General features: G+C 73.9%; 21 protein-coding genes. 13 read left to right on the plus strand and 8 right to left on the minus strand.

Annotation, left to right across the window (positions count from 1 at the left end):
• Nucleotides 1-35: 35 nt before the first annotated feature.
• Nucleotides 36-311, minus strand: coding sequence for a hypothetical protein (locus tag ACWEJX_RS29500; RefSeq protein WP_403793579.1), 276 nt, complete (start codon nt 309-311; stop codon nt 36-38).
• Nucleotides 312-530: 219 nt separating this feature from the next.
• Between ACWEJX_RS29500 and ACWEJX_RS29505 the strand changes: the two genes are divergently transcribed.
• Nucleotides 531-890, plus strand: a complete 360-nt coding sequence (locus ACWEJX_RS29505; protein WP_403793577.1) for an arsenate reductase family protein — start codon at nt 531-533, stop codon at nt 888-890.
• 47 nt (nt 891-937) lie between these two features.
• Here the strand turns inward: ACWEJX_RS29505 and ACWEJX_RS29510 are convergent, their stop codons facing one another.
• Nucleotides 938-1,810 (minus strand): alpha/beta fold hydrolase, encoded by an 873-nt coding sequence (locus tag ACWEJX_RS29510; protein WP_451610466.1) that lies wholly within the window; start codon nt 1,808-1,810, stop codon nt 938-940.
• A gap of 69 nt (nt 1,811-1,879) precedes the next feature.
• Between ACWEJX_RS29510 and ACWEJX_RS29515 the strand changes: the two genes are divergently transcribed.
• Nucleotides 1,880-2,368 (plus strand): MarR family transcriptional regulator, encoded by a 489-nt coding sequence (locus ACWEJX_RS29515; protein WP_451610467.1) that lies wholly within the window; start codon nt 1,880-1,882, stop codon nt 2,366-2,368.
• Here ACWEJX_RS29515 and ACWEJX_RS29520 read toward each other — a convergent pair.
• Complete coding sequence (locus tag ACWEJX_RS29520; protein ID WP_451610468.1) at nt 2,307-3,227, minus strand: Gfo/Idh/MocA family protein; 921 nt, start codon at nt 3,225-3,227, stop codon at nt 2,307-2,309. The genes ACWEJX_RS29515 and ACWEJX_RS29520 overlap by 62 nt on opposite strands.
• A gap of 308 nt (nt 3,228-3,535) precedes the next feature.
• On the opposite strand from ACWEJX_RS29520, the gene ACWEJX_RS29525 reads away from it, so the two are divergent.
• The 5 genes from ACWEJX_RS29525 to ACWEJX_RS29545 all read left to right on the plus strand — a co-directional run bounded on the left by ACWEJX_RS29525 (nt 3,536) and on the right by ACWEJX_RS29545 (nt 9,189).
• Nucleotides 3,536-4,951, plus strand: a complete 1,416-nt coding sequence (locus tag ACWEJX_RS29525; RefSeq protein WP_451610469.1) for a hypothetical protein — start codon at nt 3,536-3,538, stop codon at nt 4,949-4,951.
• Entirely contained in the window at nt 4,948-6,111 is a 1,164-nt protein-coding gene (locus tag ACWEJX_RS29530; RefSeq protein ID WP_451610470.1) for an ARPP-2 domain-containing protein, read from the plus strand. The genes ACWEJX_RS29525 and ACWEJX_RS29530 overlap by 4 nt, the downstream gene beginning before the upstream one ends.
• Before the next feature lie 136 nt (nt 6,112-6,247).
• The gene (gene glnII, locus ACWEJX_RS29535; RefSeq protein ID WP_451610471.1) at nt 6,248-7,279 is read left to right on the plus strand and encodes a glutamine synthetase; all 1,032 of its coding nucleotides are present in this window, start codon (nt 6,248-6,250) and stop codon (nt 7,277-7,279) included.
• 136 nt (nt 7,280-7,415) lie between these two features.
• Entirely contained in the window at nt 7,416-8,330 is a 915-nt protein-coding gene (locus tag ACWEJX_RS29540) for a DUF6891 domain-containing protein (protein WP_451610472.1), read from the plus strand.
• A 322-nt stretch (nt 8,331-8,652) separates the two neighbouring features.
• The gene (locus ACWEJX_RS29545; RefSeq protein ID WP_451610473.1) at nt 8,653-9,189 is read left to right on the plus strand and encodes a winged helix-turn-helix domain-containing protein; all 537 of its coding nucleotides are present in this window, start codon (nt 8,653-8,655) and stop codon (nt 9,187-9,189) included.
• Between the two features lie 6 nt (nt 9,190-9,195).
• Here ACWEJX_RS29545 and ACWEJX_RS29550 read toward each other — a convergent pair whose 3' ends face one another.
• Together ACWEJX_RS29550 and ACWEJX_RS29555 are read right to left on the minus strand one after the other, a co-directional pair.
• On the minus strand, nt 9,196-10,647 hold the full coding sequence (locus ACWEJX_RS29550) for a PepSY-associated TM helix domain-containing protein (RefSeq protein WP_451610474.1): 1,452 nt from the start codon (nt 10,645-10,647) through the stop codon (nt 9,196-9,198).
• A 70-nt stretch (nt 10,648-10,717) separates the two neighbouring features.
• Nucleotides 10,718-11,419, minus strand: coding sequence for a hypothetical protein (locus ACWEJX_RS29555; RefSeq protein ID WP_451610475.1), 702 nt, complete (start codon nt 11,417-11,419; stop codon nt 10,718-10,720).
• 151 nt (nt 11,420-11,570) lie between these two features.
• On the opposite strand from ACWEJX_RS29555, the gene ACWEJX_RS29560 reads away from it, so the two are divergent.
• The 4 genes from ACWEJX_RS29560 (at nt 11,571) to ACWEJX_RS29575 (ending at nt 16,452) form a co-directional block, all read left to right on the plus strand.
• The gene (locus ACWEJX_RS29560) at nt 11,571-12,371 is read left to right on the plus strand and encodes a tyrosine-protein phosphatase (protein WP_451610476.1); all 801 of its coding nucleotides are present in this window, start codon (nt 11,571-11,573) and stop codon (nt 12,369-12,371) included.
• Nucleotides 12,372-12,441: 70 nt separating this feature from the next.
• Nucleotides 12,442-14,391: a hypothetical protein gene (locus ACWEJX_RS29565; RefSeq protein ID WP_451610477.1), complete on the plus strand. Its 1,950-nt coding sequence runs from the start codon at nt 12,442-12,444 to the stop codon at nt 14,389-14,391.
• A gap of 112 nt (nt 14,392-14,503) precedes the next feature.
• Nucleotides 14,504-15,391, plus strand: coding sequence for a metal-dependent hydrolase (locus ACWEJX_RS29570; protein ID WP_451610478.1), 888 nt, complete (start codon nt 14,504-14,506; stop codon nt 15,389-15,391).
• Entirely contained in the window at nt 15,391-16,452 is a 1,062-nt protein-coding gene (locus ACWEJX_RS29575) for a PDR/VanB family oxidoreductase (protein WP_451610479.1), read from the plus strand. Before ACWEJX_RS29570 ends, ACWEJX_RS29575 begins: the two co-directional genes overlap by 1 nt.
• 11 nt (nt 16,453-16,463) lie before the next feature.
• On the opposite strand, the gene ACWEJX_RS29580 is transcribed toward ACWEJX_RS29575, so the two are convergent.
• Complete coding sequence (locus ACWEJX_RS29580; protein ID WP_451610480.1) at nt 16,464-16,775, minus strand: hypothetical protein; 312 nt, start codon at nt 16,773-16,775, stop codon at nt 16,464-16,466.
• Nucleotides 16,776-16,813: 38 nt separating this feature from the next.
• On the opposite strand from ACWEJX_RS29580, the gene ACWEJX_RS29585 reads away from it, so the two are divergent.
• The gene (locus ACWEJX_RS29585; protein ID WP_451610481.1) at nt 16,814-17,587 is read left to right on the plus strand and encodes a TetR/AcrR family transcriptional regulator; all 774 of its coding nucleotides are present in this window, start codon (nt 16,814-16,816) and stop codon (nt 17,585-17,587) included.
• Here the strand turns inward: ACWEJX_RS29585 and ACWEJX_RS29590 are convergent.
• Entirely contained in the window at nt 17,572-17,904 is a 333-nt protein-coding gene (locus tag ACWEJX_RS29590; protein ID WP_451610482.1) for a 5-carboxymethyl-2-hydroxymuconate Delta-isomerase, read from the minus strand. The two genes, ACWEJX_RS29585 and ACWEJX_RS29590, sit on opposite strands and share 16 nt — an antisense overlap.
• A gap of 59 nt (nt 17,905-17,963) precedes the next feature.
• On the opposite strand from ACWEJX_RS29590, the gene ACWEJX_RS29595 reads away from it, so the two are divergent.
• Nucleotides 17,964-18,485: an N-acetyltransferase family protein gene (locus tag ACWEJX_RS29595; RefSeq protein WP_451610483.1), complete on the plus strand. Its 522-nt coding sequence runs from the start codon at nt 17,964-17,966 to the stop codon at nt 18,483-18,485.
• A gap of 96 nt (nt 18,486-18,581) precedes the next feature.
• On the opposite strand, the gene pulA is transcribed toward ACWEJX_RS29595, so the two are convergent.
• A complete protein-coding gene (gene pulA / locus ACWEJX_RS29600; protein ID WP_451610484.1) occupies nt 18,582-23,891 on the minus strand; it encodes a pullulanase-type alpha-1,6-glucosidase in 5,310 nt (1,769 codons plus the stop codon).
• Between the last annotated feature and the right edge of the window lie 6 nt (nt 23,892-23,897).

Raw genomic sequence — 23,897 nt, forward strand, 5'->3', positions numbered from 1 at the left:
GCTGCCCGGCGGTGCCGGGCAGCGCCCCGGCCGCGTCAGCGGCCGTAGCGGATCAGGGCGCGGACCATGTGGCAGGTGGTGTCGGACGGCGGGTGGATGCCGAGCTGGGCGGCGGTCGTGCGTATCCGCGCGTTGGTGGCCCGGGACGGCAGATAGACGCCCGCGTCGAGCAGGGCGATGGCGAGGCGCATGGCCTTCAGCCGGCGGTTGTGGGTGACGTACCACTCGCGGGGGCGGCCCGCGGGGAGCGGCTGCTTCCGGAGGGGCTTCCAGGGTTCGATGGACGGTGTCCTGAGCGTGGCTACGGCCATGGGCGACCTCCTGACGAACGGGGGTGGGGGCCCTCCCCGGGACCCTCACCTTCACCCTCGATTTTACTGGCCACCACTGACAATCGCCCCTGGCCAGACAGGCTTTGGCGGTGCGTTCGGTGGCGGCCGCGGGGTGCGCCGGGGGGTGCGCTCCGGTGGTGTGACGGGGGGTGCGACGGGGGTGCGTCCGGGGATGCCGCTGGCGGTACGTTGGAGGGCATGGAGATCTGGATCAACCCCGCCTGTTCCAAGTGCCGCAGCGCACTGACCCTGCTGGACGCGGAGGGCGCCGACTACACCGTGCGCCGCTACCTGGAGGACGTGCCGTCGCCGGACGAGATCCGGGCGGTGCTCGACCGGCTCGGCCTGGAGCCGTGGGACATCACGCGGACCCAGGAGGCGGACGCGAAGGAGCTCGGCCTCAAGGACTGGCCCAAGGACGCGGCGAACCGCGACCGCTGGGTGGCGGCGCTCGCGGAGCACCCGAAGCTGATCCAGCGCCCCATCATCACCGCCGAGGACGGCACGGCCGTGGTCGGTCGCACCGAGGAGGCCGTGCGGGACGCGCTGTCCCGCTGACCGTCCTCCCTCTCTCCACCTCCCTGCTCCTCCCTCCTCCTCCCTCCTCAGTCCGTGAAGTGGCGGGCGATCCGGGCGTGGGTGCCCGGTGGCGCCGACACGGGGAGCGTGAAGTGGGTCGCGTCGGGCAGGATCGCCGTCTCCGCGCCGGGGACGGCGGCCCGGACCCGGCGCTCCACCGCGCGCGGGTCGTGGACCTTCGACCGGCCCGCGAAGAGGACGAGCGTCGGCTGCCGGAGCGCGGCGAGCCGCTCGGCGGTGGGGCGGCGACCGGACACCGGTCGCGCGGTACGCAACTCCGCCCCCTGGGCGTACAGTTCGCGCCACTCCGGATCGATGGGCGCGCCGCCCGTCTCCCAGTCGAGGAGCGCGGCGCCCCGGGCCGGGGTGGGTCGGAGCAGCACCGGCAGGGCCCGCAGCAGGAAGCGCGGGGAGAAGCCGGTGAAGCAGTTCGTCGGGTCGAGCAGGACGAGCCGGCCGGCCCGGGTGGGCGACGCCAGCGCGTACTGGAGGGCGAGCCACGCGCCGTAGGAATGGCCGACGAGGCCCACCGGGCCGGTGGGCGGGACGCCGAGCGCGTCGAGCAGGGCGTCGAGCCAGCCGGTGAGGTCGGCGACGGTGCGCATCGCACGCCGGGGGTCCGGGACGCTGCGGCCGGGTTCGCCGAGGACGTCCACGGCGTGCACCCGGTGGCTCGCGCCGAGCACCTCGGCCGTCCCGTACCAGCTGGTGGCGGTGGCCCCGCCGCCCGGCAGGAGCAGCACGGGCGGTGCGTCGGCGGGGCCGTGGCTGATGACCTGGGTGGCGCCGTAGGGGGTGGGCAGGGTGGCGGTGGTGGTGCGGGCCGGCCAGTGGGCGAGGACGGCGTCGTAGGCGCGCCCGTAGGCGAGGTGGTCGGAGTCGCAGGATTCTCGGAGCACGCAGGGATCCTCTCGCTCGGCGATAATCTCGCTGGACGAGATAATAGGTGGGAAGGCAAGGGCATCTCCATGGCTGAGTCGGAAGAGTTGCGGATCTTTCATCTGCTGCGCGCGGTGACCGTCGAATTCGGCCTGCGGCAGGCCGAGTTCGCCGCCCGCAACGCCATGCACCCGACGGACGTGCGCGCCCTGATCTGTCTGCTGGACGCCGAGCGGGACGGCACCCCGGCCACCGCCGGCCGGCTCGGGGCGCAGCTCGGCCTCAACTCCGCGGGCACCACCGCCGTCATCGACCGCCTCGAACGGCTCGGTCACCTCGCCCGGGTGCGGGACGAACGCGACCGGCGTCGGGTGCTGCTGCGGGTCGAGGACGGGGCGAAGGAGCTCGGCCGCGCCTGGTTCGGGCCGCTGATCGACGGCACGGTGGCGCTGCTCGGCGACTTCGACGCCCGCGAGTCGGAGGCCGTACGCCGCTTCCTCACCGGCGTACGGGACCTCATGGCCGCCGGTGAGCCTCCGTCGTCGCCTGTGCCTCCGCCTCCGCCAGGATCTCCGTGAGCCGGGCCCCGAAGCGCACGTCGCACGCGTGCGGCCTGCCGGTGCGTATCGCCTCGAGCAGGGCGTCCACCGCGCCGCCGAAAGCGCCCAGCGCGCCGTCCCAGCCCGGCATCGTCACCCGGCCCCGCTCCCCGTACAGGGACAGGGCGGCCTCGGAGGCGGCGGGCGGGGCGCTGAGCGTGAGGGTGGCCGTGCTGCTCGCGCCCGAGGCGTGGCCGAGGACCAGATGGCGGGTGTCGGCCGGCCCGGCGACACAGCTCACCGAGGTGACGTCGCCGAGGACCGGGAGGTAGACGGAGAGGACGTGCGGGCCCACGTCCCACAGGCCGCCCTTCTCGCGGCGCCAGGGCGAGGCCGCGTACGCGCTGTCCGAGCCGGGCGCGAAGAGGGAGCCCAGCCAGTGCGCCTCGCCGAGGAACCAGCCGCCGGCCGCCGCCTGTTCCTCGATCCAGCGGGCGGTGGGCTCCGCGAACCTGAGGGTGCAGAAGACGATCGACGCGACCCCGGCCGCCGTCACCTCCTCGGCCAGCTTGCGGGCCACCGGCACCGAGGTCGCCACCGGCTTGTCGAGGATCACATGACAGCCCGCGGCCGCCGCCCGGGCCGCCAGCGGGGCCTGGACGTCCGGCGGCAGGGCGATCGCTATCGCGTCGCTCGCCGCGAACAGCGCGTCCACGTCCTCGTACGCCCGGGTGCCGCACGCCGCGGCCAGCGCGGTCGCGGCCTCGGGCCGTCTGCCCCACACCCCGCTGAACTCCACACCCGCGTGCGCCGCGAGGGCGGGCGCGTGGGTGCGCTCGGCCCAGGGGCCGGTGCCGAGGAGACCGATACGGGGCTTCGTGCCCGGGAGCTTCGTCATGCCCTCCAGTCTGCCGGGCCGCGCCGACAGCGGGATCCGGGATGACCCGCAGATGCCCCTGGCCCGCCCCCGAGCGCACGCTCGGGGCGCACCCCCGACCCGCCGCACGCGCCCTCCCCCGCTCCCGCCCCCAGCGTGCGAAACCCGGTGGCGCCCCTCCCCTCCCCCGGTGTTAGCGTCTGCGGGCCGGCCGCGGGACTCCGGTGCGACTTCCGGGACCTGCCTCTACAGCAACGTATTCGTTGTTCGCGCCCCCATTCCCCGGCCGGCACCCGGGCGCCGGTACGGGCGAAGGAGCAGGGAAGCCGATGTCGGACCTCATCGCCGCCGAGGACGTGCTCCTCTTCGTCAACGCGGCCGTCACGGCCACCGGCCAGCGCGAGTTCCGCGCCACGGCCGAGGAACAGCGGCTCTCCCTCGACTTCCTCCACGAGTACGTGCGGGTCAACTACCGGCCGCTGTACGCCGCCGCGCTCGCGCTCGACATCAACGACCACAACGCCGCCCTGATCGCCGAGCAGCTGCTGCGCACCCCGCGCGAGGCGGGCCCCGGCGAGGGCCGGCTGATCGCCGCGCGGCTCGCGGCGATGCCGCCGCAGCGCGTGTACCGGCTCTTCCGCACCCTGCGCGCCGCCGGGGTCAACAACCGCCGCACCCGCGCCATCGTCCGCGACTGGCTGGCGACCCGGCCCGACCTGGCCCACGACGCCGTGAAGTACCGGCCCGGGCTCAAGGCCGCCGTCCGCCACGCCCATCTGCCGTTCCCGGACGCGCCGGAGACGGGCGACTTCCTCTTCGCGCCGCGCCGCCGCGCCCGTTACGCGCACCGCACCCTGGAGGCGTACCGCAAGGCGCACCACGAGCACGGGGCGCAGTCGGCGCTGTACGAGCTGCCGTTCACGGTCGCCGAGGGGCTGGCCGCGAAGCACGGCGTGCCGCGCGCGGTGTTCCTGGAGCGGATCGCGCCGCGCATGACCCGCCTGGAGCGGCTGCGGACCCGTCCCGCCGAGGCGGGCACCGATCTGTCCGTGATGCCGCTGACGCGGCTCGCGCTGTACGTGCTGTCTCTCCCCTTCGGGGAGAGGAGGGAGCGGCGCGCCGAGCTGACCGGGGCGCTGCGGGCGGCGGCTGGGCGGGTGGCCGGGCCGCATGCCGGGAGGTGGGGCCGGGTGGCGGCGGTGCTCGACGACAGCTTCTCGGCGTCGGGCTCGGCGGTGAAGCGGCGCCGGCCGCTGGCCGTCGCGCTCGGCTGCCACTTCCTCCTGGAGGCGCTGGCCGCGCCCGGCGCGTACACGGCGCACTGGACCTCGGGCGCCCGCGATCCGCTGCTCGTCCGGCCGTGGGGTGCGACGCCGCTCGGGGAGCGGATCATCGACGCCCTGGAGCGGGCGCCGGAGCGGCTGGTGATCGTGTCGGACGGCTGGGACAACGCGCCGCCCGGGCTCGCGGGCGAGGTGCTGCGGGTGTGGCGGACCCGGCTCGATCCGCTGCGCCGCACGAGCGTGGTGCACGTGAACCCCGTATACGACGCCGATGTCTTCGACGTGCGCCGGCTGGCGCCCGGGGTGCCGACGACCGGCATCCGGGACGCCGAGGACCTGCCGGCGCTGGTGGAGATCGCCCGGTTCGCGGAGGGGCGCGAGGGGCTCGCCGCGCTGCGGGCCTATCTGGACCGGCGGGTGGAACTGTTCCTGGCGGCGCACTCCGGGGAGGCGGGGGCATGACGCGGATCGATCTGACCGGGCTCGCCGTCCGGCCGGCGCAGGTGTGGGGCGGGGTGCGGCTGGTGCCGCTGGTGCGGGACGAGCCGGTCGCGGGGCTGCGGCTGCGCCGCGAGGTGTACGCACACGCCTGGGACGGCGCCGACACGGTCGAGGTCGGCGACGGCACCGCGTACACCTCGTACATCCCGCACGGCTTCGTCGCCGACTGGTCGGACGCGGGTGCGGGCGGGGACGGGGCCGCGTCCGGGGAGGCGGCCGTCTACGGGACCCGGCTCGGCGACGAGCGGCCGGTCGCGGTGCCCGTGCGGCGGCTCGCGCGGCGCCGCAGGGGCGAGCCGCGGCTGCGGTTCCTGCCGCTCCATCTCGCCCTGGAGGGCTATCTGGCACTGCACTTCGGCGGTCCGTCGGTCGTGTGGGACGAGTGGTCCCGGGAGGCGGTGCGACGCGGTCTGTCGCCGCGCGCGGAGGCCGCGTACGCGGGGTGGGCGGTGCCGGGGCTCGCGGAGGCGCTGCGGGTGTTCGAGATCCATCCGGGACAGTGCGGGATGCTGCTGTACGTGGCGGACGCGCTGGCCGCCGCCTTCGTCGTGCCGCATCCCGACGACTACCGGCTGCTGCACCCGACGCTGGTGGAGGACCTGTTCGGGGAGCTGGTGCACCAGTACGCGCACTACGGCGCGCCCGTGCCGGAGTTCCGGGCCGTTTTGGGGAGCGGCGCTTTCCACACGCTCGGCGATCTGCGCCGGGCGGCGCGGGCGCAGGAGCGGGCGTGGGCCGAGGCGCACGACGGTCTGATGGCGCGGGACCTGCTGGAGACCCCGTACGCCTTCGAGCGGGTCCACGACCTGGGCGGCTTCCGGCTCTTCCGTTTCCTGCCGCCGTTCGTGCGCTCCGGGCAGGAGCAGCACATCGGGGAGCTGATCAGCGACCACCGGGGGCGGACGGCCTATCTGAAGACGTTCCGGCTGTCGGAGGCGCAGATCCGGCGCGGGTACCTGCTGCGGCGGCTCGCGGACTGCGACTGGCACCTGGGGCGTACGGCGGAGGCGCTGGGCACCTCGTACGCGGAGCTCGTGGCGCGGATCACCCGGGCCGGGTTCGGTTCGCTGCTGAACGCACACGAGATCGCACGGCGGCTGCGGGTTTCCGAGGAAGGCTGAGTAACACGGGGTTCACAAACGGGCAACCGACGGGAAATCCCGTGTTGCGAAGCTGCGCTCAGACGACACCGCCATCGCAGCTCTCGCCAGTCGCGAGCCGCCACCGGCACCCGCAGCACGCCAAAGGATGAGGCACGTGACCTTCAAGGCTGAGTACATCTGGATCGACGGCACCGAGCCGACCGCCAAGCTCCGTTCGAAGACGAAGATCATCCCGGGTGCCGCGCTGTCCCTGGAGGAGCTGCCGATCTGGGGCTTCGACGGTTCCAGCACGAACCAGGCCAAGGGCCACGCCTCGGACCGCGTCCTCAAGCCGGTCTTCGTCTGCCCCGACCCGATCCGCGGCGGCGACGACGTCCTGGTGCTGTGCGAGGTCCTGAACACGGACATGACGCCGCACGCGTCCAACACGCGTGCCGCGCTGGCCGAGGTGTACGCGAAGTACGCCGCGCAGGAGCCGATCTTCGGCATCGAGCAGGAGTACACCTTCTTCGACGGCGAGCGCCCGCTCGGCTTCCCGGTCGGCGGCTTCCCGGCCCCGCAGGGCGGCTACTACTGCGGTGTCGGCGCGGACGAGATCTTCGGCCGTGACGTCGTCGAGGCGCACCTGGAGAACTGTCTGAAGGCGGGCCTGGGCATCTCCGGCATCAACGCCGAGGTCATGCCCGGCCAGTGGGAGTTCCAGGTCGGCCCGCTGGCGCCGCTCGAGGTCGCCGACCAGCTGTGGGTCGCCCGCTGGCTGCTCTACCGCACGGCCGAGGACTTCAACGTCTCGGCGACGCTCGACCCGAAGCCGGTGAAGGGCGACTGGAACGGCGCCGGCGCGCACACCAACTTCTCCACGAAGGCGATGCGCGAGGGCTACGACGCGATCATCACCGCGTGCGAGGCGCTGGGCGAGGGCTCGAAGCCGCTCGACCACGTGAAGAACTACGGCGCCGGCATCGACGACCGTCTGACCGGCCTGCACGAGACCGCCCCGTGGGACCAGTACTCCTACGGCGTCTCCGACCGCGGCGCCTCGGTCCGCATCCCGTGGCAGGTCGAGCAGGACCAGAAGGGCTACATCGAGGACCGCCGCCCGAACGCCAACGTGGACCCGTACACGGTGACCCGTCTGCTCGTGGACACCTGCTGCGAGGCGCTGGAGAAGGCCGGCCAGGTCTGAGACCAGGGCTGAGACGAGCCCGGACCAGGGCTGGGCCCAGGGCTGAACCCGCGTTCTCCGAGAGGGGCGTCCGCCGTACTTCGCGTACGGCGGGCGCCCCTCCGGCGTTGTCAGTGGCGCCTGCCACAGTGGACCCATGCTCGACATCACGGTGCAGACCGAGAACTGGGAGAGGCACGTCCGGCCGTCCGAGGAGGACCTGGCCGGGCTCGTGCGGCGCATCGGCGCGGAGGGGGACCGCTTCCTGATCGTGCAGCGGATACCGGACCTGCCGGCCGTCTTCGCCCAGGTCTGGCACGCCGACGACGGCGACTACCAGCTGGAGCACCGCGCCGGGGCGCCCGAGCTGCACTTCGAGACGCGGGTCGGCACTCCGGAGCGGGTGGCCGGGGTCCTCACCGCCTGGGCGCGCGGCGACGGCGGCTGGGACGCGGGGCTCGTCTGGGAGAACATGGGCTTCCCGCCGGCGCCCGAGGTGCCCGAACTCCCCGAGGAGGTCCGGGAGGAGCTGGCGGCGCGGGTGCGCGAGCTGCTGGTGTGCGGCTACGAGGACCGGGGGCGGCTGACCCGGATCGCACAGGAGGAGGTGTTCTCCCCCGACGAGCACCCGGTCTCCCGGGAGCAGGCCGAGCGGCTGGTGGACCGGCTGTGGCTGGAGCGGGTGGCGGAGATGTCGGAGTGGGAGGGGACGACGGATCCGGAGCGGATCACGGCCGCGTTCGAGAGGCTGGACGCCGCCGGGATCGTGGCCCGGGAGAACTTCACCTGCTGCCGCTCGTGCGGCACGGGGGAGATCGGCGCGGAGGACGGCGCCGAGGAGGCGCGCGGGTTCGTCTTCTTCCACTCCCAGTGCACGGAGGGCGCGGCGAACGGCGGGCCGTTGCATCTGCTGTACGGCGGGTTCGACGGCTCGGCGGAGACGACCGCGGCGGTCGGCGGGGAGGTCGTGGAGGCGCTGCGCGGACAGGGGCTGACGGTGGAGTGGGACGGGGATCCCGGGCAGTCGATACGGGTGACGGGGCTGGACTGGCGCAGGCGACTGGTGGGTTGAGGACGGTCGGCGGGAGCGGTGGGGCGGACTCGACCGGGCATGGGGGTGCCCAGAGGAATTCCCTCCTGGTTTAATAGGGATATGGCCCGCATCCAGAACGACACCGCTTCGAGGCGCTTCGACCTCGAGCCGTTCTGGCCTTCCCGGCAGCACCATGACTTCGACCGGTGCTGTCGGCGCGTGAGGAACGCGTCGGCCCTCTAAAGCCCGATCGGATCCGATATCCGGTCGCCGCGGCCTTCGGCCGGCGCGCATGACACATGACGCACGACGTACGACGTCCACCGTCCGTTTGTGACTCGCGCGAAAGAGCTGAGCTTTCATGGCCCACACGCAGACCGCCGCCGCCCCCGCTTCCCTCACCCCTCTCAACGCCCCTGCCCGTCCCCGGCTCCGTGCCGTCGCGGCCGACGAGGTCGCCGGCCTCGCCCGGGTCGCCGAGTACCTGCCGCCGGGTGCCACGCTGCTGCCCGCGCCCCAGCACACGCTGCCGGCGCTGCCCGGACGGCCGCCGATGGTCGGGTATCTGGTGCTGCTGCCCGCCGGCGACGAGCCGCCGGTGGCGCCCGTCGCCGAGCAGGGCCCGGTGGCGATCGACAGCGTCCAGCGGATCGCCCGGGTCGACGGGCAGCCACTGGACCTGACGTACCTGGAGTTCGAGCTGCTGGCCCATCTGGTCGCGCATCCGCACCGGGTGCACACGCGCGACCAGCTGGTCACGACCGTGTGGGGCTACGGGCACGTGGGCGACGGCCGGACCGTCGACGTGCACGTGGCCCGGCTGCGCCGGAAGCTGGGCGCCGAGCACCGCCACACGATCCAGACCGTGCGGCGGGTCGGCTACAAGTACACCCCCTGACCGGGGTCAGGCGCTGCGCCTCGACTTCGCCCGGGCGGTGAACGCCAGGGCGAGGTCGACGGCCAGAAACGCCACCAGGCTCAGACCGAGCAGCGGCACGAACCAGCCCACCAGGGCCGTCGCCGCGAGCAGCGGCAGCAGCAGCGCGGGCGGGACGCGGCGCCAGGTGCCGCGGGCGATCGGCCGGCCCCAGCGGCCCTGGCCGCGCAGCCACCACATGCGGTAGCCCCAGAGGACCAGCAGGATCAGGGCGAGCGCGAGGGCGGCGAGGGCGAGCTGGTTGCCCAGGCCGAGGAAGACGCCCGTGTGGGCGTCGATGCCGAACCGGGTGACCTTCGCGAGCAGCGGATAGTCCGCGAAGCGCAGCCGGTCGAGGACCGTGCCGTCGGCCGGGTTCAGGGCGACGGAGTCCAGCTCGACCGGGTACTGCTTGTCCGTCTCCTTCACCACATAGCCGCTACCCTCGGCCGGCAGCACGACGGAGATCGACGGGCTGTCGATGCCGGCCGCGCGGGCGGCGGCGACGGCCTTGTCGATGCCGATGTCCGCGCCCTGCCCGGGGACGGGCTGCATCGCATGGTGCCCAGTGTGGCCGTTGTGGCCGTTGTGGCCGGTGTGGCCCGCGTGTTCCCCGCCGGCACCCGCGCCGCCCGCGGCCACGGCGGCCGACAGCGTCGGGGTCGCGCCGCCGAGCGCGTCCTGGACGGCGCCGATGCGCTCGCCCGCGTACGTCGACCAGGTCAGCCCCGTCGCCGACAGCGCCACGAGACCGGCCACCGCCCACAGGCCCACCGCGCCGTGCCAGGAGAGGGTGCGGCGGCGGGACTTCGGGCCGCGCTCGGGCAGCAGGAGGGCGCGGCGGCTCCTGCGGCGGCGGCCCAGCCACAGCAGCAGACCGCCGAGGGCGATCACCCACAGCCAACTGGCGGCCAGTTCGCTGTAGAGGCGGCCGGGTTCGCCCAGGCGCAGATCGCGGTGGAGGCCGTCGATCCAGGTGCGCAGCGGCAGCGCGCCGGTGCTGCCGTAGCTGGGCAGCCGGCCGCGTATGTCACCGGTGTACGGGTCGACGAAGACGGCGAGCGAGGTGCCCTCGGGCGCCTCGGGGTCGGCCATCAGGACGCGGGTGGTGGCCCCGGGCTCGGCGCCGGGCCAGACGGCGGTCACGGTGCCGTCCGGCTCGGCGGCCCGGGCGGCCGCGACCTGCCGGGACAGAGGCAGGGCTGGGGCACCGTTCGGTACCGGGACTTCGAGCTCGTGCGCGTACAGCACCTTCTCCGCCTGGAAGGAGAGCGCGTACAGCAGTCCGCTGACGGCGGCCACGAGGAGGAAGGGCGCGACGAGCACGCCCGCGTAGAAGTGCAGGCGCAGCAGGAGCGGGCGCAGGGCGGACCAGCCGCCGCGCGGTGATGACGGGGCGTCCGGAGCCGTTTCCGGGCGCGTGAGGTCGTCGAGTGTCATGACGGTCCTTGGAGTCGAATGTCGACATGGGGAATCGGCCCCCAGGTCAGACAGTCGGACGGTCAGACGGTCAGACGGTTCGGACTCCGAGGGCCTTGGCGCGGGATGCGGGCGGACGCGGCGGACCGCGCCGGGACACGGCCTGCGCGAGGAGGACACCGCGCGGCACGCGGGCGTGCGCACGCGGCCGTACGGGACGGAGCCGCGGCGGTACGGGGACGAGCAGGCGTACGGCGGCGAGCGCGATCCGCAGCGGGGCGAGGGCCAGGGCCCCGGCGGTCCGGGCGAGAGCAAAGAGCGCGGCCTCACCCCGGGCGAGCCAGAGCCCACAGGCCAGGGCGGCGAGCGCGTGCGCGGCGAGCATCGCGGCGCCTGAGCCCGAACCCGGACCCATGTCCATGCCGCCGCCCATGGGCAGGGGCATGGCGTGCGCCGTGCCGGTCACGCCGGTCATGTGGGCCATCCCCGCCATCCCGGCCATCCCGGCCATGTGCCCGGCGGCGGCCGCTCCTCCGCCGGACTCCCCGGCCCCGAAGATCAGGTGCAGCACGCCCTGCACGGCCGCCAGGCCGGGCACCAGGGCGACCGGGCCGCGGCGCCGGCCGGCGGCGGCCCAGGCGAGGGCCGTCGTCACGGCGAAGGCCGTGAGGAGGGAGGAGACCGGGACGGAATGGGCGGACATGGACGAATGGCCCACCGCCGCCAAAGTGACGCACACCGCCGCGAAGAGTGCGGCTCGCAGGGCGCGCAGCGGCGAGCGGGGGTGCGTCATGGTGACGTCATCGTGTCATCCCGGTACCGGGCGGGACAGACCGCCTCCCCTCTTCCGCCCCGGCCCTCCCTCCGGCGCTTCGGTCGCGGTTCGCGGTGTTCTGGGGGACATTCGATGCGTAACGCGTCCGGAGGGTCGGAGGAGTCGCCGTATGCCCGCCATTCCCGCCGCCACCGTCGCCAACCTGCGGGATCTCGGCACGCTCCCGCTCGGCGCGGGGCGCAGTGTGCGCTCAGGCCTGGTCTTCCGGTCGGCGCAGCTGGACCGGCTGGAGGCGGAGGACGCGGTGGTGGCCGGGCTCGGTATCCGCACCGTGATCGACTTCCGCACCGAGGCCGAGCGGGCGGAGCGGCCCGACCGGGTGCCGGCCGGCACCCGGACCCTCGTCGCGGACGTGCTCGCGGACTACCTCGCGACCAGCGGTCTGCCGCCCGCCGCCCGGCTGAAGACGCTGCTGTCGGATCCGGCACTCGCCGAGGAGCATCTGGGCGGGGGCCGGGCGCAGGCGGCGTTCGCGCGGACGTACCGCGCCTTCGTGAACACGGACTCGGCGCGCGCCTCCTACCGGGCCTTCCTCACCGAGCTGGGCGATCCGTTCGCCGGTCCGGTGCTCTTCCACTGCACGGCCGGCAAGGACCGCACCGGCTGGGCGGCGACCGTGCTGCTCTCGCTGCTCGGGGCGGACGAGGAGACGGTGCTGGCCGAGTACCTGGCGGTCAATCCGGGGGTGCGGGAGGCCTTCGCGCCGCTCATCGAGGGCTTCACGCTGCAGGGCGGCGACCCGGAGCTGGCGCTCGCGCTGCTCGGGGTGGTGCCGGAGTACCTGGAGGCGGCGCTCGACGAGGTCGCGGTGCGGCACGGGACGATGGAGAAGTACGTACGGGAAGGGCTCGGCGTGCCGGACGAGGTCACCGACGTCATCCGCGAGCGGCTGACGGTGTACGCCGCCTGAGGGGCGTTCCCCCGGCCCCCGGGCGCCCGCCCCGGGGTGACCATCGCACCATTCGCTCGTTCTGCTGAACGTGAGCACCCAGGAACTCGCCCCCGCTCCCGTAGACGTCGAGCACGCCGAGGCCGCTCTCGTCGAGCACTACCCGCGGCTCGTCCGGATCGCCTATCTGGTGCTGCCGCCCTCGCTCGGGCGCAACCGCCGGGTGCTGACCGCGCACGCGCTCGTGCAGCGCTCGCTCCCGCGCCGCCGCACCTCGACCGCCTCCGCCAAGGCGGCCGTGCCCGGCGCCCGGCAGGCGGCGGAGGACGCGGTGGATCCCGGGTACGCGTACGTACGGGGCGAGGTGCTGCGGCAGGCGCTGATCGCGGGGCTGCCGTTGCGGCGCCGGGCGCTGCCGCGGCGGGCGCAGTTCCCGCCGCTGCTGCCGCACGTGTGGGGACTGCGGCTGTTCCCGCGGGCCGGCGGCGCCGACGAACTGGCCCTGGACCAGCGGCTCTCCGCGCTCTCCGGGCCCGGCCGGGCGGCGTACGTGCTGCGCGGCCTGGAACGGCAGGGCGATCCGGAGGTGCTGCGCGTCCTGGCGGCGGCCGGGGTGGCGGACCCGGAGGCGGCGCTCGCCGAGGCGGACGGGGTGGATGCCTCAGGGGGGCCGGGCGGGGCCGCGCTGCTCGACTCGCCCGAGTTCGACCCCTGTTCGCTCCAGGCGCGGCCGACGGACCTGATGCGGCGGCGGCAGCACGGCAAGGCGGCGCTCGCGGCGGCCGCGGCGGTCCTCGTGTGCGGGGCGCTGCTCGGGCTGCCGGGCGACGGCTGGGGCAGAAACGGTGCTGCGGCCCCGTCGTACGCCCGCAACCCGGCGGCCGAGGCGGCGCTCGACCCGGCCGGCCTGAAGCGGGTCGGGCCGGACGACTGGCGGCTGTCGACCCGTACCGACTTCTCCGTGTGGCCGGCCCGCGGCGAGCTCACCGGCGACTCGGCGCTGCTGCGCCGGGCGCTCGCCGTGTGGGCGCGGCCCGGGCCGACCGTCCAGGCGTCGGCGACGCCCGGCACGCCACCGGGGCCGCCGATGGGCCCGGCCCAACTCCTGTTCGCGGGGCAGGTCGACGCGGCGCGCGTGGTGCTCCTCCACGACGGGCTGCGGGTGGTGCGGTACGCGGAGCCGGTCGGCGACACGAGTGGCGCGGCGCTCGACTTCGCGCGTACGGACGGGGCGGACGCGGTCGGTTCGGCGGCGCTCGTGGTGTCCCGCGCGGCGGGCAACGTCCGCTATCTGACGGCCCCGTGGGTGACGGAGGCGGCGGTACGGGACCTCCTGGTGCCCGGCGGGACGGCGCGGACGCTCGTGCGGGACGGGTACGGGGTGACGGAGCCGATCCCGAGTCCGGTGACGGAGCGGGCGTCCGCGTCGGCGCAGGGCTGTACGCGCTGGAGCGTGCTCCAGGTGCGGGACGCGGAGGGCGTCCAGGTGCTGACCGACCTCGGGGAGCTGGCCCCGGCCCGGCTCACGTCCGGCCCGCCCGGCCACGCCGCGGACGTGACGGGCGCGGCGGCGCGGGAGCGGTGGGCGCGGGTGGCGTGCCGGCTGGCGGCGGTGCGGTCGCACGGGGTGCGGTCGGTCAACGCGTGGGCCTACGCGACGCAGCGGCTGCCGGAGGGCGCGGGGCGCGCGGAGTGGGTGTGCGCGCGGGCGGAGACATGGCGGGGGACGGGGAGCCGGAGCCTGGCGCTGTTCCGTGCGACGGGAACGATGCGGATGGCGGTGCTCGCGGCGCGCTCGGAGGGCACGCCGGCGTGCGGGGTGCGGGAGCCGCGGGTGCTGGCGGGGGTGGTGTGGCAGGCGCGGAGCGGGGGGTGGTACGTGCTGGCGGCGGGGTCGGACGACGTGGCGTCGCTGGAGGTGACGGGGGCGGTGCACGGGCGTGCCGAGGGGAACGTGCTGGCGGTGAAGGCCGCGCAGGGCAGCCGGGCGGACCTGACGGGGACGCTGCGGGACGGGACGCGGGTGGGGGCGCTGCGGTGACCGGCTCGCCTGCCCCGTTGCGGGCCGGCGGCGACGCCCTGCGCCGGAAACCCGTGCGCAAACCCGTGCGCGACCCCTAGTCGTCTCGCTTACCGCTCAGTACATTGACGCCATGTCTAATACGCAGCCTGCACCGGTGGCGTCCGAGCACATCGAGCTCAAGGCCCGCAAGGTCTCCTTCGACTGGGAGGACACCCCGCTTCACTGGGTGCCCGACGACCCGTTCACCACGCACACCATCAACGTGCTGCATCTGCTCCTGCCGGCCGGTGAGCGCTGGTTCGTGCACGTCTACAAGCAGGTGCTGCCGTACATCACCGACGAGCGGCTGCGGGCGGACGTGATCGGGTTCATCGGGCAGGAGGCGGTGCACTCGCAGGCACATGACGACGTGCTGCCGCATCTGAAGCGGCTGGGGCTCGACCCGACGCCGTACACCGCGCAGGTGGACTGGTTCTTCGAGAAGCTGCTCGGGGACCGGACGCTGCCGCCGGGGCGGGCGCGACGGTGGTGGCTGCTGGAGCGGGTGGCGCTGATCGCCGCGATCGAGCACTACACGGCGTTCCTGGGCAACTGGGTGCTGAACGCCGACGAGCTCGACCGGGTCGGGGCCGACCCGGTGATGCTGGACCTGCTGCGCTGGCACGGCGCGGAGGAGGTCGAGCACCGGTCGGTGGCGTTCGAGCTGTTCCTGCACCTGGACGGCGGCTACCGGCGACGGGTGCGGACCTGGGCGACGGCCTTCTCCGCGCTGGTGTTCCTGTGGCAGCGCGGGGTGCGGTTCTTCATGGAGAACGACCCCACGATCCTCGACGCCAGGCCGAGCGTCGGACAGCTCGTGCGCAAGGGCCGCGAGGGCGTGCTCCCGTCGACGCCCGACATGCTGCGCTCCATCCCCCGCTATCTGAGCCGCGCCTACCACCCCACGCAGGAGGGCAACACCGCCCAGGCCGCGGCCTACCTGGCGAGCTCTCCCGGCGCCAACGGAGGTCACCGCTGATGCGCGTCCGCACGGTCGTCCTCGTCGCCGGGGGCGCGCTCCTCGTCAAGCGGGCGCTGCGGCGCCGGATCAACGCCTCGCCGCTGTGGCCGCTGCCCGCCCTCGAGGAGCCGATCTCGGGCCACGGCGGCCGACTGGCCACCGTCGCCCGGCGGGTGCTGGTCACCGAACGGACCGAGCCCGCCGAGGGCGTGGTCCAGCTGCGTCTGGAGGGCGCGGGACTGCCCGCGTGGCAGCCGGGCGCGCACATCGACCTCGTACTCCCGTCCGGGACCGTGCGGCAGTACTCGCTGTGCGGCGATCCGGCGGACCGCGACGGCTACACGATCGCGACCCGGCTGATCGAGGCCGAGCAGGGCGGCCGGGGCGGCTCGCGCGAGGTGCACGAACAGCTGCACGTCGGCACGGAGATCGAGATCCGCGGGCCGCGCAACCGCTTCCCGCTCGTGCCCGCGCCCGCCTACGTCTTCGTCGCCGGCGGCATCGGGATCACGCCGGTCCTGGCGATGGTCCGCGCGGCGGAGGCCGCCGGGGCCGACTGGCGGTTGCTGTACTGCGGGCGCAGCCGCGCCACCATGCCGTACGCCGACGAGGTCGAGAAGCTGGGCCGCGGGCGGACGACCCTCGTGGCCGAGGACGCCGAGGGGCGGCCGGAGCTCGCCTTCCTCGGCGAACTCCCCGCCGAGACGGCCGTGTACTGCTGCGGGCCCGAGGGCCTGATGGACGCCGTGACCGCCGCCCTGCCCGAGGGGCGGACCCCGCACCTGGAGCGCTTCTCGGCCGCCAGGGCCGGGGGCGGGACGCCGTTCGAGGTCGAACTGCGGCGCACCGGACGCACGTTGGAGGTGGCGGCCGACCAGTCGGTCCTGTCCGTCGTGCGCGAGGCCGTGCCGGGTGTTCTGTACTCCTGCCGGCAGGGGTTCTGCGGGACCTGCCGACAGCGGGTGATCGAGGGCGAGATCGACCACCGCGACGAGCTGCTCACCGACGCCGAGCGCGCGGACTCGATGCTGATCTGCGTCTCGCGCTGCGCGGGCGGGCGACTCGTCCTGGACCTCTGACGGTCAGGGGGCTACGGCAGGATCCAGTCGAAGGCCAGGGTGGCGAGCAGGCCGCCGCCCAGGAGCCAGGTGGCAAGCCGCGTACGCCCGTTGCGGGAGAGTTCGATCACGACCCCGCAGAGGATCATGGCGAGCCCGTACACCCCGACCACCAGGACGGACGTATGGGCCGCCAGGCGCACCACGAGGACGACGCCGAGCACCACGAGCAGGACCGATCCGACGACGACACGGAGCAGACGGGCCTGCCGCGGGGTGAGGCCGGTGCGGTCGTCCTCGTCGGGGAGTCCGCCGTCCGTGGTGTCCTGCTCAGAAGCGCTCATATGCCGGGAGCGTAACGGACTCCCGTTAGGCTGTTCGCATGACGACCGGAGTGCGCCGCAGGATGGGCGTCGAGGAGCGCAAGCAGCAACTGATCGGGGTGGCCCTGGAGCTGTTCAGCCACCGCTCCCCCGACGAGGTCTCCATCGACGAGATCGCCGCCGCCGCGGGCATCTCGCGGCCGCTGGTCTACCACTACTTCCCCGGCAAGCAGTCGCTGTACGAGGCGGCGCTGCGGCGCGCGGCCGACGAGCTGGCCGCCCGTTTCGTCGAACCGCCGCAGGGCCCGCTCGGTGCGCGCCTGCTGCGCGTGATGGGCCGGTTCTTCGACTTCGTCGACGGCCACGGGCCGGGCTTCGCGGCGCTGATGCGGGGCGGGCCGGCGGTGGGCTCCTCGACGACGAACGCGATGATCGACGAGGTGCGGCAGGCCGCGTACGAGCAGATCCTGGCCCACCTGGAGGTCGACAAGCCCTCCGCGCGGCTCGAACTGGTCGTCCGTTCCTGGGTGTCGCTCGCCGAGTCGACGGCGCTGCTGTGGCTGGACGGGCGCCGGGTGCCGCGCGAGGAGCTGGAGCTCCAGCTGGTGCACGACTTCGCGGCGCTCGCCGCCGTGAGTGCCGCGTACGACCCGGACATGGCGGAGATCCTGGTCCGGATCCTCGCCGACGAGCCGGCCGACGGGCCGTTCGGTGACCTGGTGGCGCGGCTCGTCGCGCTCGTGCCCGAGATGCCCGGCCAGGTCCCGGAGCAGGTCCAGGATCGGGTCCCGGGCCAGGTCCCGGAGCAGGTCCCGGGTCAGCGCTTGGCGTAGGACGGGTCGAGGTCGCGGACCTCGGTGGAGAGGGTGACGCCCTCGGTCTCCTTCACGAAGCCGGGCAGCAGTTCGAGGACGGCCGCCGACAGGCGGGCCTTGGCCTCGGGCGTACGGCCCGGCAGCAGCGCGATGTCGACGTGGACGAGGGCCGGGGCGCCGGTGCCGTCACCGGTCACGGTCTCCTCGATCTCCCGGAAGCTGGTCACGCAGGCGGCGAGCCGCGCGTCGACCGTCTCCACGACGATCGGGTGCAGCGCGAGGGCGAAGCCGCGCCGGTCGAGGGGCGCGGAGTAGTCGACGGTGATGTGGGGCATGGCACTCGCTCGTTCCTGCTGGTACAGACGGGTCGGAAGACACCTTTACGGTGATCGTCATGACGGCACAAGTGACCTTCCGGCAGGCGGACACCCGCGATCTCGACACACTGGTGCGGCTGCACGACGACGCCGCCCGGTGGATGGTGGCGAACGGCATCGACCAGTGGCGGCCCGGGACGCGCGGGCACGACCACTTCCGGGCGCGGATCGCCGAGGGCGAGGTGTGGCTGGCCCTCCACGAGGAGCGTGCGGTCGGCGCGTACGAGCTGTGGTGGGCGGACGAGGCGGTCTGGGGCGCGCAGCCGCCGGTGGCCGGCTATGTGCACCGGCTGATGATCGACCGGGCGGCGGCGCCCGCCGGGACCGGGCGGGTGCTGCTCGCGCACGCGGAGGAGCGGATAACGGCGGCGGGCCTGGGCCTGGCGCGCCTCGACTGCGAGGCGCTCAATCCGCGGCTGCGGTCGTACTACGAGGGCGCCGGGTACGCGGCGGTCGTGGAGCGGCTCGACAAGGTGGCGGCGGACGGGCGGGAGTACTCCGTGACGCTGATGGAGAAGGCCGTGCCCCCGTCCTCGTAAGAGCCGCCCTCGTCCTCGTAAAGCCGTGCCCGTCCTCGTAAAGCCGTGCCCCCGTCCTCGTGGAAGACGGGGGCACGGCCGATCAGCAGCCCGCCGCTACCGCGCGGTGAAGACGGCCACCGTGCGGGCCGGGACCGTGAAGGTGCCCGAACCCGCCTCGTAGGAGGCGGACTTCACCACGGCGTCGGAGCCGGCGGCCTGCACCGGGTGGAGGCGGTACGCGGTGCCCGCCAGGGCCGCGACCGTCTGCTTCCGCTCCTGCGGCGTGGCGTTGAAGACCACGACCAGGTCGCCGAGGCGCATGGTGATCACGCCCGGGGTCTCGTCGCGGCCGGAGAGCGGGAAGGACAGGGCGTCCTGGACCCGCTGAGCCGTTTCCAGCGAGAAGACGGGCTCGGTGCTGCGGATCCGCAGCAGGTCGCGGTACGCGGCGGAGGCGCCGTCGATCTCCGCGCACCCCGGCCGCAGCGCGGCCGCGTCCGGGGCGAGCAGCGGCCTGGCGTAGGACCACTTGGACTTGTTGTCGGCGGCCGGCGGGAGGCCGCGGCCGAAGCCGTTGCCGTCGCGGCAGTCCCAGTGGATCGCGTTGAACCAGTCGCCGCTGTCGAAGGAGTTGCGGTCGAGCGACTTGGAACGCAGCAGGTCACTGCCGGCCTGGGCGAGTGCCGGGCCCTGCGAGAGCGTCGTCGTCGCCATGGCGAGGACCTGCATGCGGGCCCGGTCGGCGGCCGGCGTCGTGGCCGGCAGCTTGAAGGCGAGGGCGTCGTAGAGGCTCTCGTTGTCGTGGGCGTCGGCGTAGGCGAGGGCGTCGCCGGGGGTGGCCGCGTAGCCGGCCGGGGCGCCGTTGTAGTCGACCTCGGAGCCCTTGACCGTGCGCCCGGAGGTGTCGGTGAAGGAGTACGAGGCGAGGCTGCCGGACAGGCCGACCTTGATCAGGTCCTGGTAGTGGAGCAGCCGGGCCTTCTGCTGCTCCGGGCTGCCGTTGGCGGCGGACGTGTTCGGGTCGGTGTAGAGGCCGGAGGCGAAGCCCTGGATGCCGGGGTCCTCGTCGAAGGGGCCGCCGCCGCGGACGGCGTCGCGGGCCCGGTCGGAGAAGGTCGCGATGCCCGTGCCGGCCATGTTCTTCTGGGTGGCCTGGACGAAGCGGGCGTCGTCGGCGACCTCGCCGAAGTTCCAGCCCTCGCCGTAGAGGATGATCGCCTTGCCGTCGACGCCGTCCTTCTCGACGGTCAGCGCGTCGAGAGCCTTGCGCACGGCGAGGATGTTGGCCTTGGGGTGATGGCCCATGAGGTCGAAGCGGAAGCCGTCGACCTTGTACTGCTTGGCCCAGGTGACGACCGAGTCGACGACGAGCTTGCCCATCATCGCGTTCTCGGGCGCGGTGTTGGCGCAGCAGGTGGAGGTGGCGACGGAGCCGTCGGCCTGGAGGCGCTGGTAGTAGCCGGGGACGATCCGGTCGAGGACCGACTTGTCGGACTGTCCGGCGGCGACGGTGTGGTTGTAGACGACGTCCATGACCGTGCGCAGTCCGTCGCCGTTGAGGGCCTGGACCATGCGCCGGAACTCGACGGTGCGGCGGGTGCCCTCGGGGTCGGTGGCGTACGAGCCCTCCGGCACCGTGTAGTGCAGCGGGTCGTAGCCCCAGTTGTAGGCGTCCTTGGCCGCGGCGGCGGCCACGCACGCCTGCTGCTCCTCCGAGTCGGGGGCGTAGACCTTGAGGTCGCAGGCGGGGGCGGTCTGCTCGGACTTCTTCTCGGGGATGGTGCCGATGTCGAAGGCCGGCAGGAGGTGGACGTAGGAGGTGCCGGCGGCGGCCAGCTCCTTCAGGTGCCGGGAGCCCTTGCTGCCCTGGTCCGTGAAGGCGAGGTAGGTACCCCGGTCGGCGGCGGGCACGGTGCTGTCCGCGATCGAGAAGTCGCGGATGTGCAGCTCCTGGATCTGCGCGTCGCGCAGCGGCACGGCGGCCGGCTTCTTCAGGCCCTGCCAGCCCTTCGGCGCGAGCCGCGGGTCGGCGAGGTCGACGACGAGGCTGCGCGCGGAGTCGGTGGTGAGGGCGGTCGAGTACGGGTCGGTGACCTTGTTCTCGACGACCTGCCGGACGCTCGGCGCCCAGACCTTCACGACGTACCGGTAGGGCTTGCCCGCCCAGGTCCGCGGCCCGGTCACCGACCAGACGCCGGAGGCGGCGTCCCGGTGCATCGGGACGCGCTTCCCGTCCAGTTCGAGGGCGACGGACTGGGCGGTCGGCGCCCACACGGAGAGGGTGGGCCGGCCGGCGTGGAAGACCGGGCCGAGGGCCTTCCGGGTGGCCTGCGCCGCGTACAGGTCGTCGAGCACGCCCGCCGTCTGCACACCGGTGGCGGCGAGCAGGGCGCCGTTCGCGGCGCGCTGGGTGGCGATGAGCTGGCCGCGCAGGGAGCTGCGTACGCGGTCGGCGTCGCGCGGGTCGACGGTGAAGGCGGGGTAGTCCTTGAGGTGCGGGAAGCGGGCCTTCTGGGCGTCGGTGAGGGTGGCCGGGTTCAGCCGGAGCCAGCGGCCCTCGTCGCTCAGGGCGCCGTCGGTGACGGTGATGCCGCCGTCGGCCGCGTAGACCAGCTGCTGGCTGGTGGAGTCGGTCGCCTTCACCTTCCAGACGACGGTGTTCCGGTCGATCCACTGCGCCTCGGCCTTGCCGAGGTCGAGGTTCGGCGTGCCGCCCGTCTGCGGGAGCAGGTACTTCGGCTGCCCGGCGAGCAGCCACACCTCGTGGCCGTACGTGCCGAGGTCGAGGGACTGGTCGGTGGGCAGGTCCTTCGCGTCGCCCTTGTGCACGATGTACGAGAGCGAGCTCGCGCCCTCCGCGAGCGGCACCTCGTACACCGCGCCGTACGCGTCGAAGCGCGTCGGCGGCAGCGGACGCGACCAGTCGGTGGGCTGGGCGGCCCCGGTCCACAGGTGCAGGCCCCAGCCGTCGTAGTCGCCGTCCGGGCGCTGGTAGTGGATGACGGCCTTGGTCTTGTCCTGCTGCACCGGGGCCGGGTCGGTGTCGGCCTGGCCGTCGGCGCCCTGCGTGATCCAGACCTCGCCGGTGCGGGCGAGGGTGATGCTTCGCTGCGGGCCGTCGGCGGCGCCGTCCTTCTCCACGGTGTACGAGACGCTGGACGCGCCCTCGGGCACGCGCACCCACGCGAACGCGCCGTAGGCGTCGCGGCCGGTGAAGGCCGCCTCCTGGTCCGCCGCCTTCAGCTTCCAGCCGTCGTAGTCGCCGTCCTGCCGCTGGTAGTGCACGACGGCGTACGTGCGCTCGACCGCCACCGGCTTCTCGGGGACGGCCGGTGCGCCGGACGCGGAGGCGGCGAGGGCGCTCGCGGTGCGGCCGGCAGAGTCGACGGCGACGGCCTTGTAGCGCAGGGCGGTGCCGGCGGGGGCGGTCACGGTCTGGGTGACCTTGTAGGGGGCGTGGTCGGCGGTGCCGAGGGTCTTCCAGGGGCCGTCGCCGACCTGGGCGGCGAAGACGACGCGGTCGAGGCCGCCGCCGCTGACGTCGGCGCCGATCTCGACGGTGCCGGTGGCGCCGGCGGCCGGGGCCCTGAGGCTCACGGTGGGCGCGGTGGCCGGGGCCGGGAGGGGCGCGTCGGCCTTGAGGACCAGGGAGGAGAGGGCCGGGACGGTGACGGTGACCTTGCCGTTCCCGTCGGCCACGGCGGCGCCCTCGCCCCCGTACAGGACGTGGAAGGCCGCCGAGTCGACCGGGACGGCCACCGTCTTCGGCTCGGTCGCGCTGTTGGTGGCGACGAGGTACTCCGTGCGCTGCCGGGCGTCGGTGCGCGAGAAGGCGTAGACGGAGCCCTCCGCGTACCGCTCCTGCTGCACGCCGTCGCGCAGGGCGGGGTTCTCGCGGGTGAGCTTCGACAGCGCGGCGATGGCGCGGTAGACCGGGTGGCCGGTGTCGTACGCGTCCGAGGCGTGCGTGCGGTCGGTGCCGAGCTGGTCGTCGTCGAGGTAGTCGGCGACCTGGGAGGCGAAGAGGGTCTGGCGGGCGTCCTTGTCGCCGCCGGCGCCGGTGAAGCCCTGTTCGTCGCCGTAGTAGACGACCGGGTTGCCGCGGGACAGGAACATCAGCTCGTTGGCGAGGCGGTCCCGCCGGACGAGTTCGGCGTCGGAGGCGCCGGGGTGGTCCTGCTTGAGGAAGGTCCCGATGCGGCCCATGTCGTGGTTGCCGAGGAAGGTGACCTGCTCGTAGGCGTTGGCCTTGTCGGTGGTGTAGCGGTAGTCCTCGGCGAAGACCTTCGCCAGGCGGTCGGCACCGGCGCCCTGGGAGGCGAAGGCGCGGGCGGCGTCCTGGAAGGGGAAGTCGAGGGTGGCGTCGAGGCGGCCGCGGGTGACGTAGGGCGCGGTGACGGTGGGGTCGGCGGAGTAGACCTCGCCGAACATGAAGAAGTCCGGCCGGCCCTGCTTCTTCGCGTAGGCGTCGAGGGCGGTGGCCCACTGCGTCCAGAAGTCGAGGTCCACGTGCTTGACCGTGTCGATCCGGAAGCCGTCCACGTCGAAGTCGTGGACCCACTTCTCGTAGATCTTCTTCATGCCCTCGACGACTTCGGGGCGCTCGGTCCACAGGTCGTCGAGCCCGACGAAGTCGCCGTACTCGGCGGACTCGCCGGCCCAGGTGGAGTCGCCGCGGTTGTGGTACATCGTCGGGTCGTTGAGCCAGGCCGGGACCTTCGCGTCGGCCTTGTCGGGCGCGACGACCGGGGTGTACGGGAAGGAGTCGGCGTCCACCTTGCCCATCCGCTGCCGGTCGTCGAAGGGGCGGCCGGTGGTGTCGAGGTACGGGTAGGCGCCCTTGGGGCGGTAGCCGTACTTCTTCTCGGCGTAGTCGACGGTGTCGGCGGTGTGGTTGGTGATGACGTCGAAGAAGACCTTCATGCCCTTGGCGTGGGCGGCGGCGATGAGCTTCTTCAGGTCCTCGTTGGTGCCGAAGTGCGGGTCGACCTGGGTGAAGTCGGTGATCCAGTAGCCGTGGTAGCCGGCGCTGGCGTCCTTCCCCTCGCCCTGCACGGGGCGGTTCTTGAAGATCGGCGCCATCCAGATGGCGGTGGTGCCGAGCCCCTTGATGTAGTCGAGCCGGTCGGTCAGCCCCTTGAGGTCGCCGCCCTGGTAGAACCCCTTGTCCGTCGGGTCGAAGCCGGTGGCGGTGCGGCTGCCGGTGAGGCCGCCGCGGTCGTTGGCCGGGTCGCCGTCGGCGAAGCGGTCGGGCAGGACGAAGTAGAACTGCTCGCGGGTGAGGTCGTGCCGGGCGGGGGTGGCGGCGAGGGCCCGGTCGGAGGGCGGCGGAGGCGGCGCGGCGGCCGCCGCCACGGGCAGGGCCGGCACGAGGGCGGCGCACAGGGCGGCGGCCGTCACGACCGCCGTTCTCTTGCGTATCACGAGGGT

The organism is Streptomyces sp. NPDC004788 (genome assembly GCF_053601115.1).

Excerpts from the sequence above, each read along its gene's own strand:
- ACWEJX_RS29530 (WP_451610470.1), top strand. The coding sequence starts at position 4,948 with ATGACGCGGATCGATCTGACCGGGCTCGCCGTCCGGCCGGCGCAGGTG.
- ACWEJX_RS29505 (WP_403793577.1), top strand. The coding sequence starts at position 531 with ATGGAGATCTGGATCAACCCCGCCTGTTCCAAGTGCCGCAGCGCACTG.
- ACWEJX_RS29540 (WP_451610472.1), top strand. The coding sequence starts at position 7,416 with ATGCTCGACATCACGGTGCAGACCGAGAACTGGGAGAGGCACGTCCGG.
- ACWEJX_RS29560 (WP_451610476.1), top strand. The coding sequence starts at position 11,571 with ATGCCCGCCATTCCCGCCGCCACCGTCGCCAACCTGCGGGATCTCGGC.
- ACWEJX_RS29595 (WP_451610483.1), top strand. The coding sequence starts at position 17,964 with ATGACGGCACAAGTGACCTTCCGGCAGGCGGACACCCGCGATCTCGAC.
- ACWEJX_RS29590 (WP_451610482.1), bottom strand. The coding sequence starts at position 17,904 with ATGCCCCACATCACCGTCGACTACTCCGCGCCCCTCGACCGGCGCGGC.
- ACWEJX_RS29545 (WP_451610473.1), top strand. The coding sequence starts at position 8,653 with ATGGCCCACACGCAGACCGCCGCCGCCCCCGCTTCCCTCACCCCTCTC.
- ACWEJX_RS29520 (WP_451610468.1), bottom strand. The coding sequence starts at position 3,227 with ATGACGAAGCTCCCGGGCACGAAGCCCCGTATCGGTCTCCTCGGCACC.
- ACWEJX_RS29585 (WP_451610481.1), top strand. The coding sequence starts at position 16,814 with ATGACGACCGGAGTGCGCCGCAGGATGGGCGTCGAGGAGCGCAAGCAG.
- ACWEJX_RS29555 (WP_451610475.1), bottom strand. The coding sequence starts at position 11,419 with ATGACGCACCCCCGCTCGCCGCTGCGCGCCCTGCGAGCCGCACTCTTC.
- ACWEJX_RS29580 (WP_451610480.1), bottom strand. The coding sequence starts at position 16,775 with ATGAGCGCTTCTGAGCAGGACACCACGGACGGCGGACTCCCCGACGAG.
- ACWEJX_RS29525 (WP_451610469.1), top strand. The coding sequence starts at position 3,536 with ATGTCGGACCTCATCGCCGCCGAGGACGTGCTCCTCTTCGTCAACGCG.
- ACWEJX_RS29570 (WP_451610478.1), top strand. The coding sequence starts at position 14,504 with ATGTCTAATACGCAGCCTGCACCGGTGGCGTCCGAGCACATCGAGCTC.
- ACWEJX_RS29500 (WP_403793579.1), bottom strand. The coding sequence starts at position 311 with ATGGCCGTAGCCACGCTCAGGACACCGTCCATCGAACCCTGGAAGCCC.
- ACWEJX_RS29575 (WP_451610479.1), top strand. The coding sequence starts at position 15,391 with ATGCGCGTCCGCACGGTCGTCCTCGTCGCCGGGGGCGCGCTCCTCGTC.
- ACWEJX_RS29550 (WP_451610474.1), bottom strand. The coding sequence starts at position 10,647 with ATGACACTCGACGACCTCACGCGCCCGGAAACGGCTCCGGACGCCCCG.
- ACWEJX_RS29515 (WP_451610467.1), top strand. The coding sequence starts at position 1,880 with ATGGCTGAGTCGGAAGAGTTGCGGATCTTTCATCTGCTGCGCGCGGTG.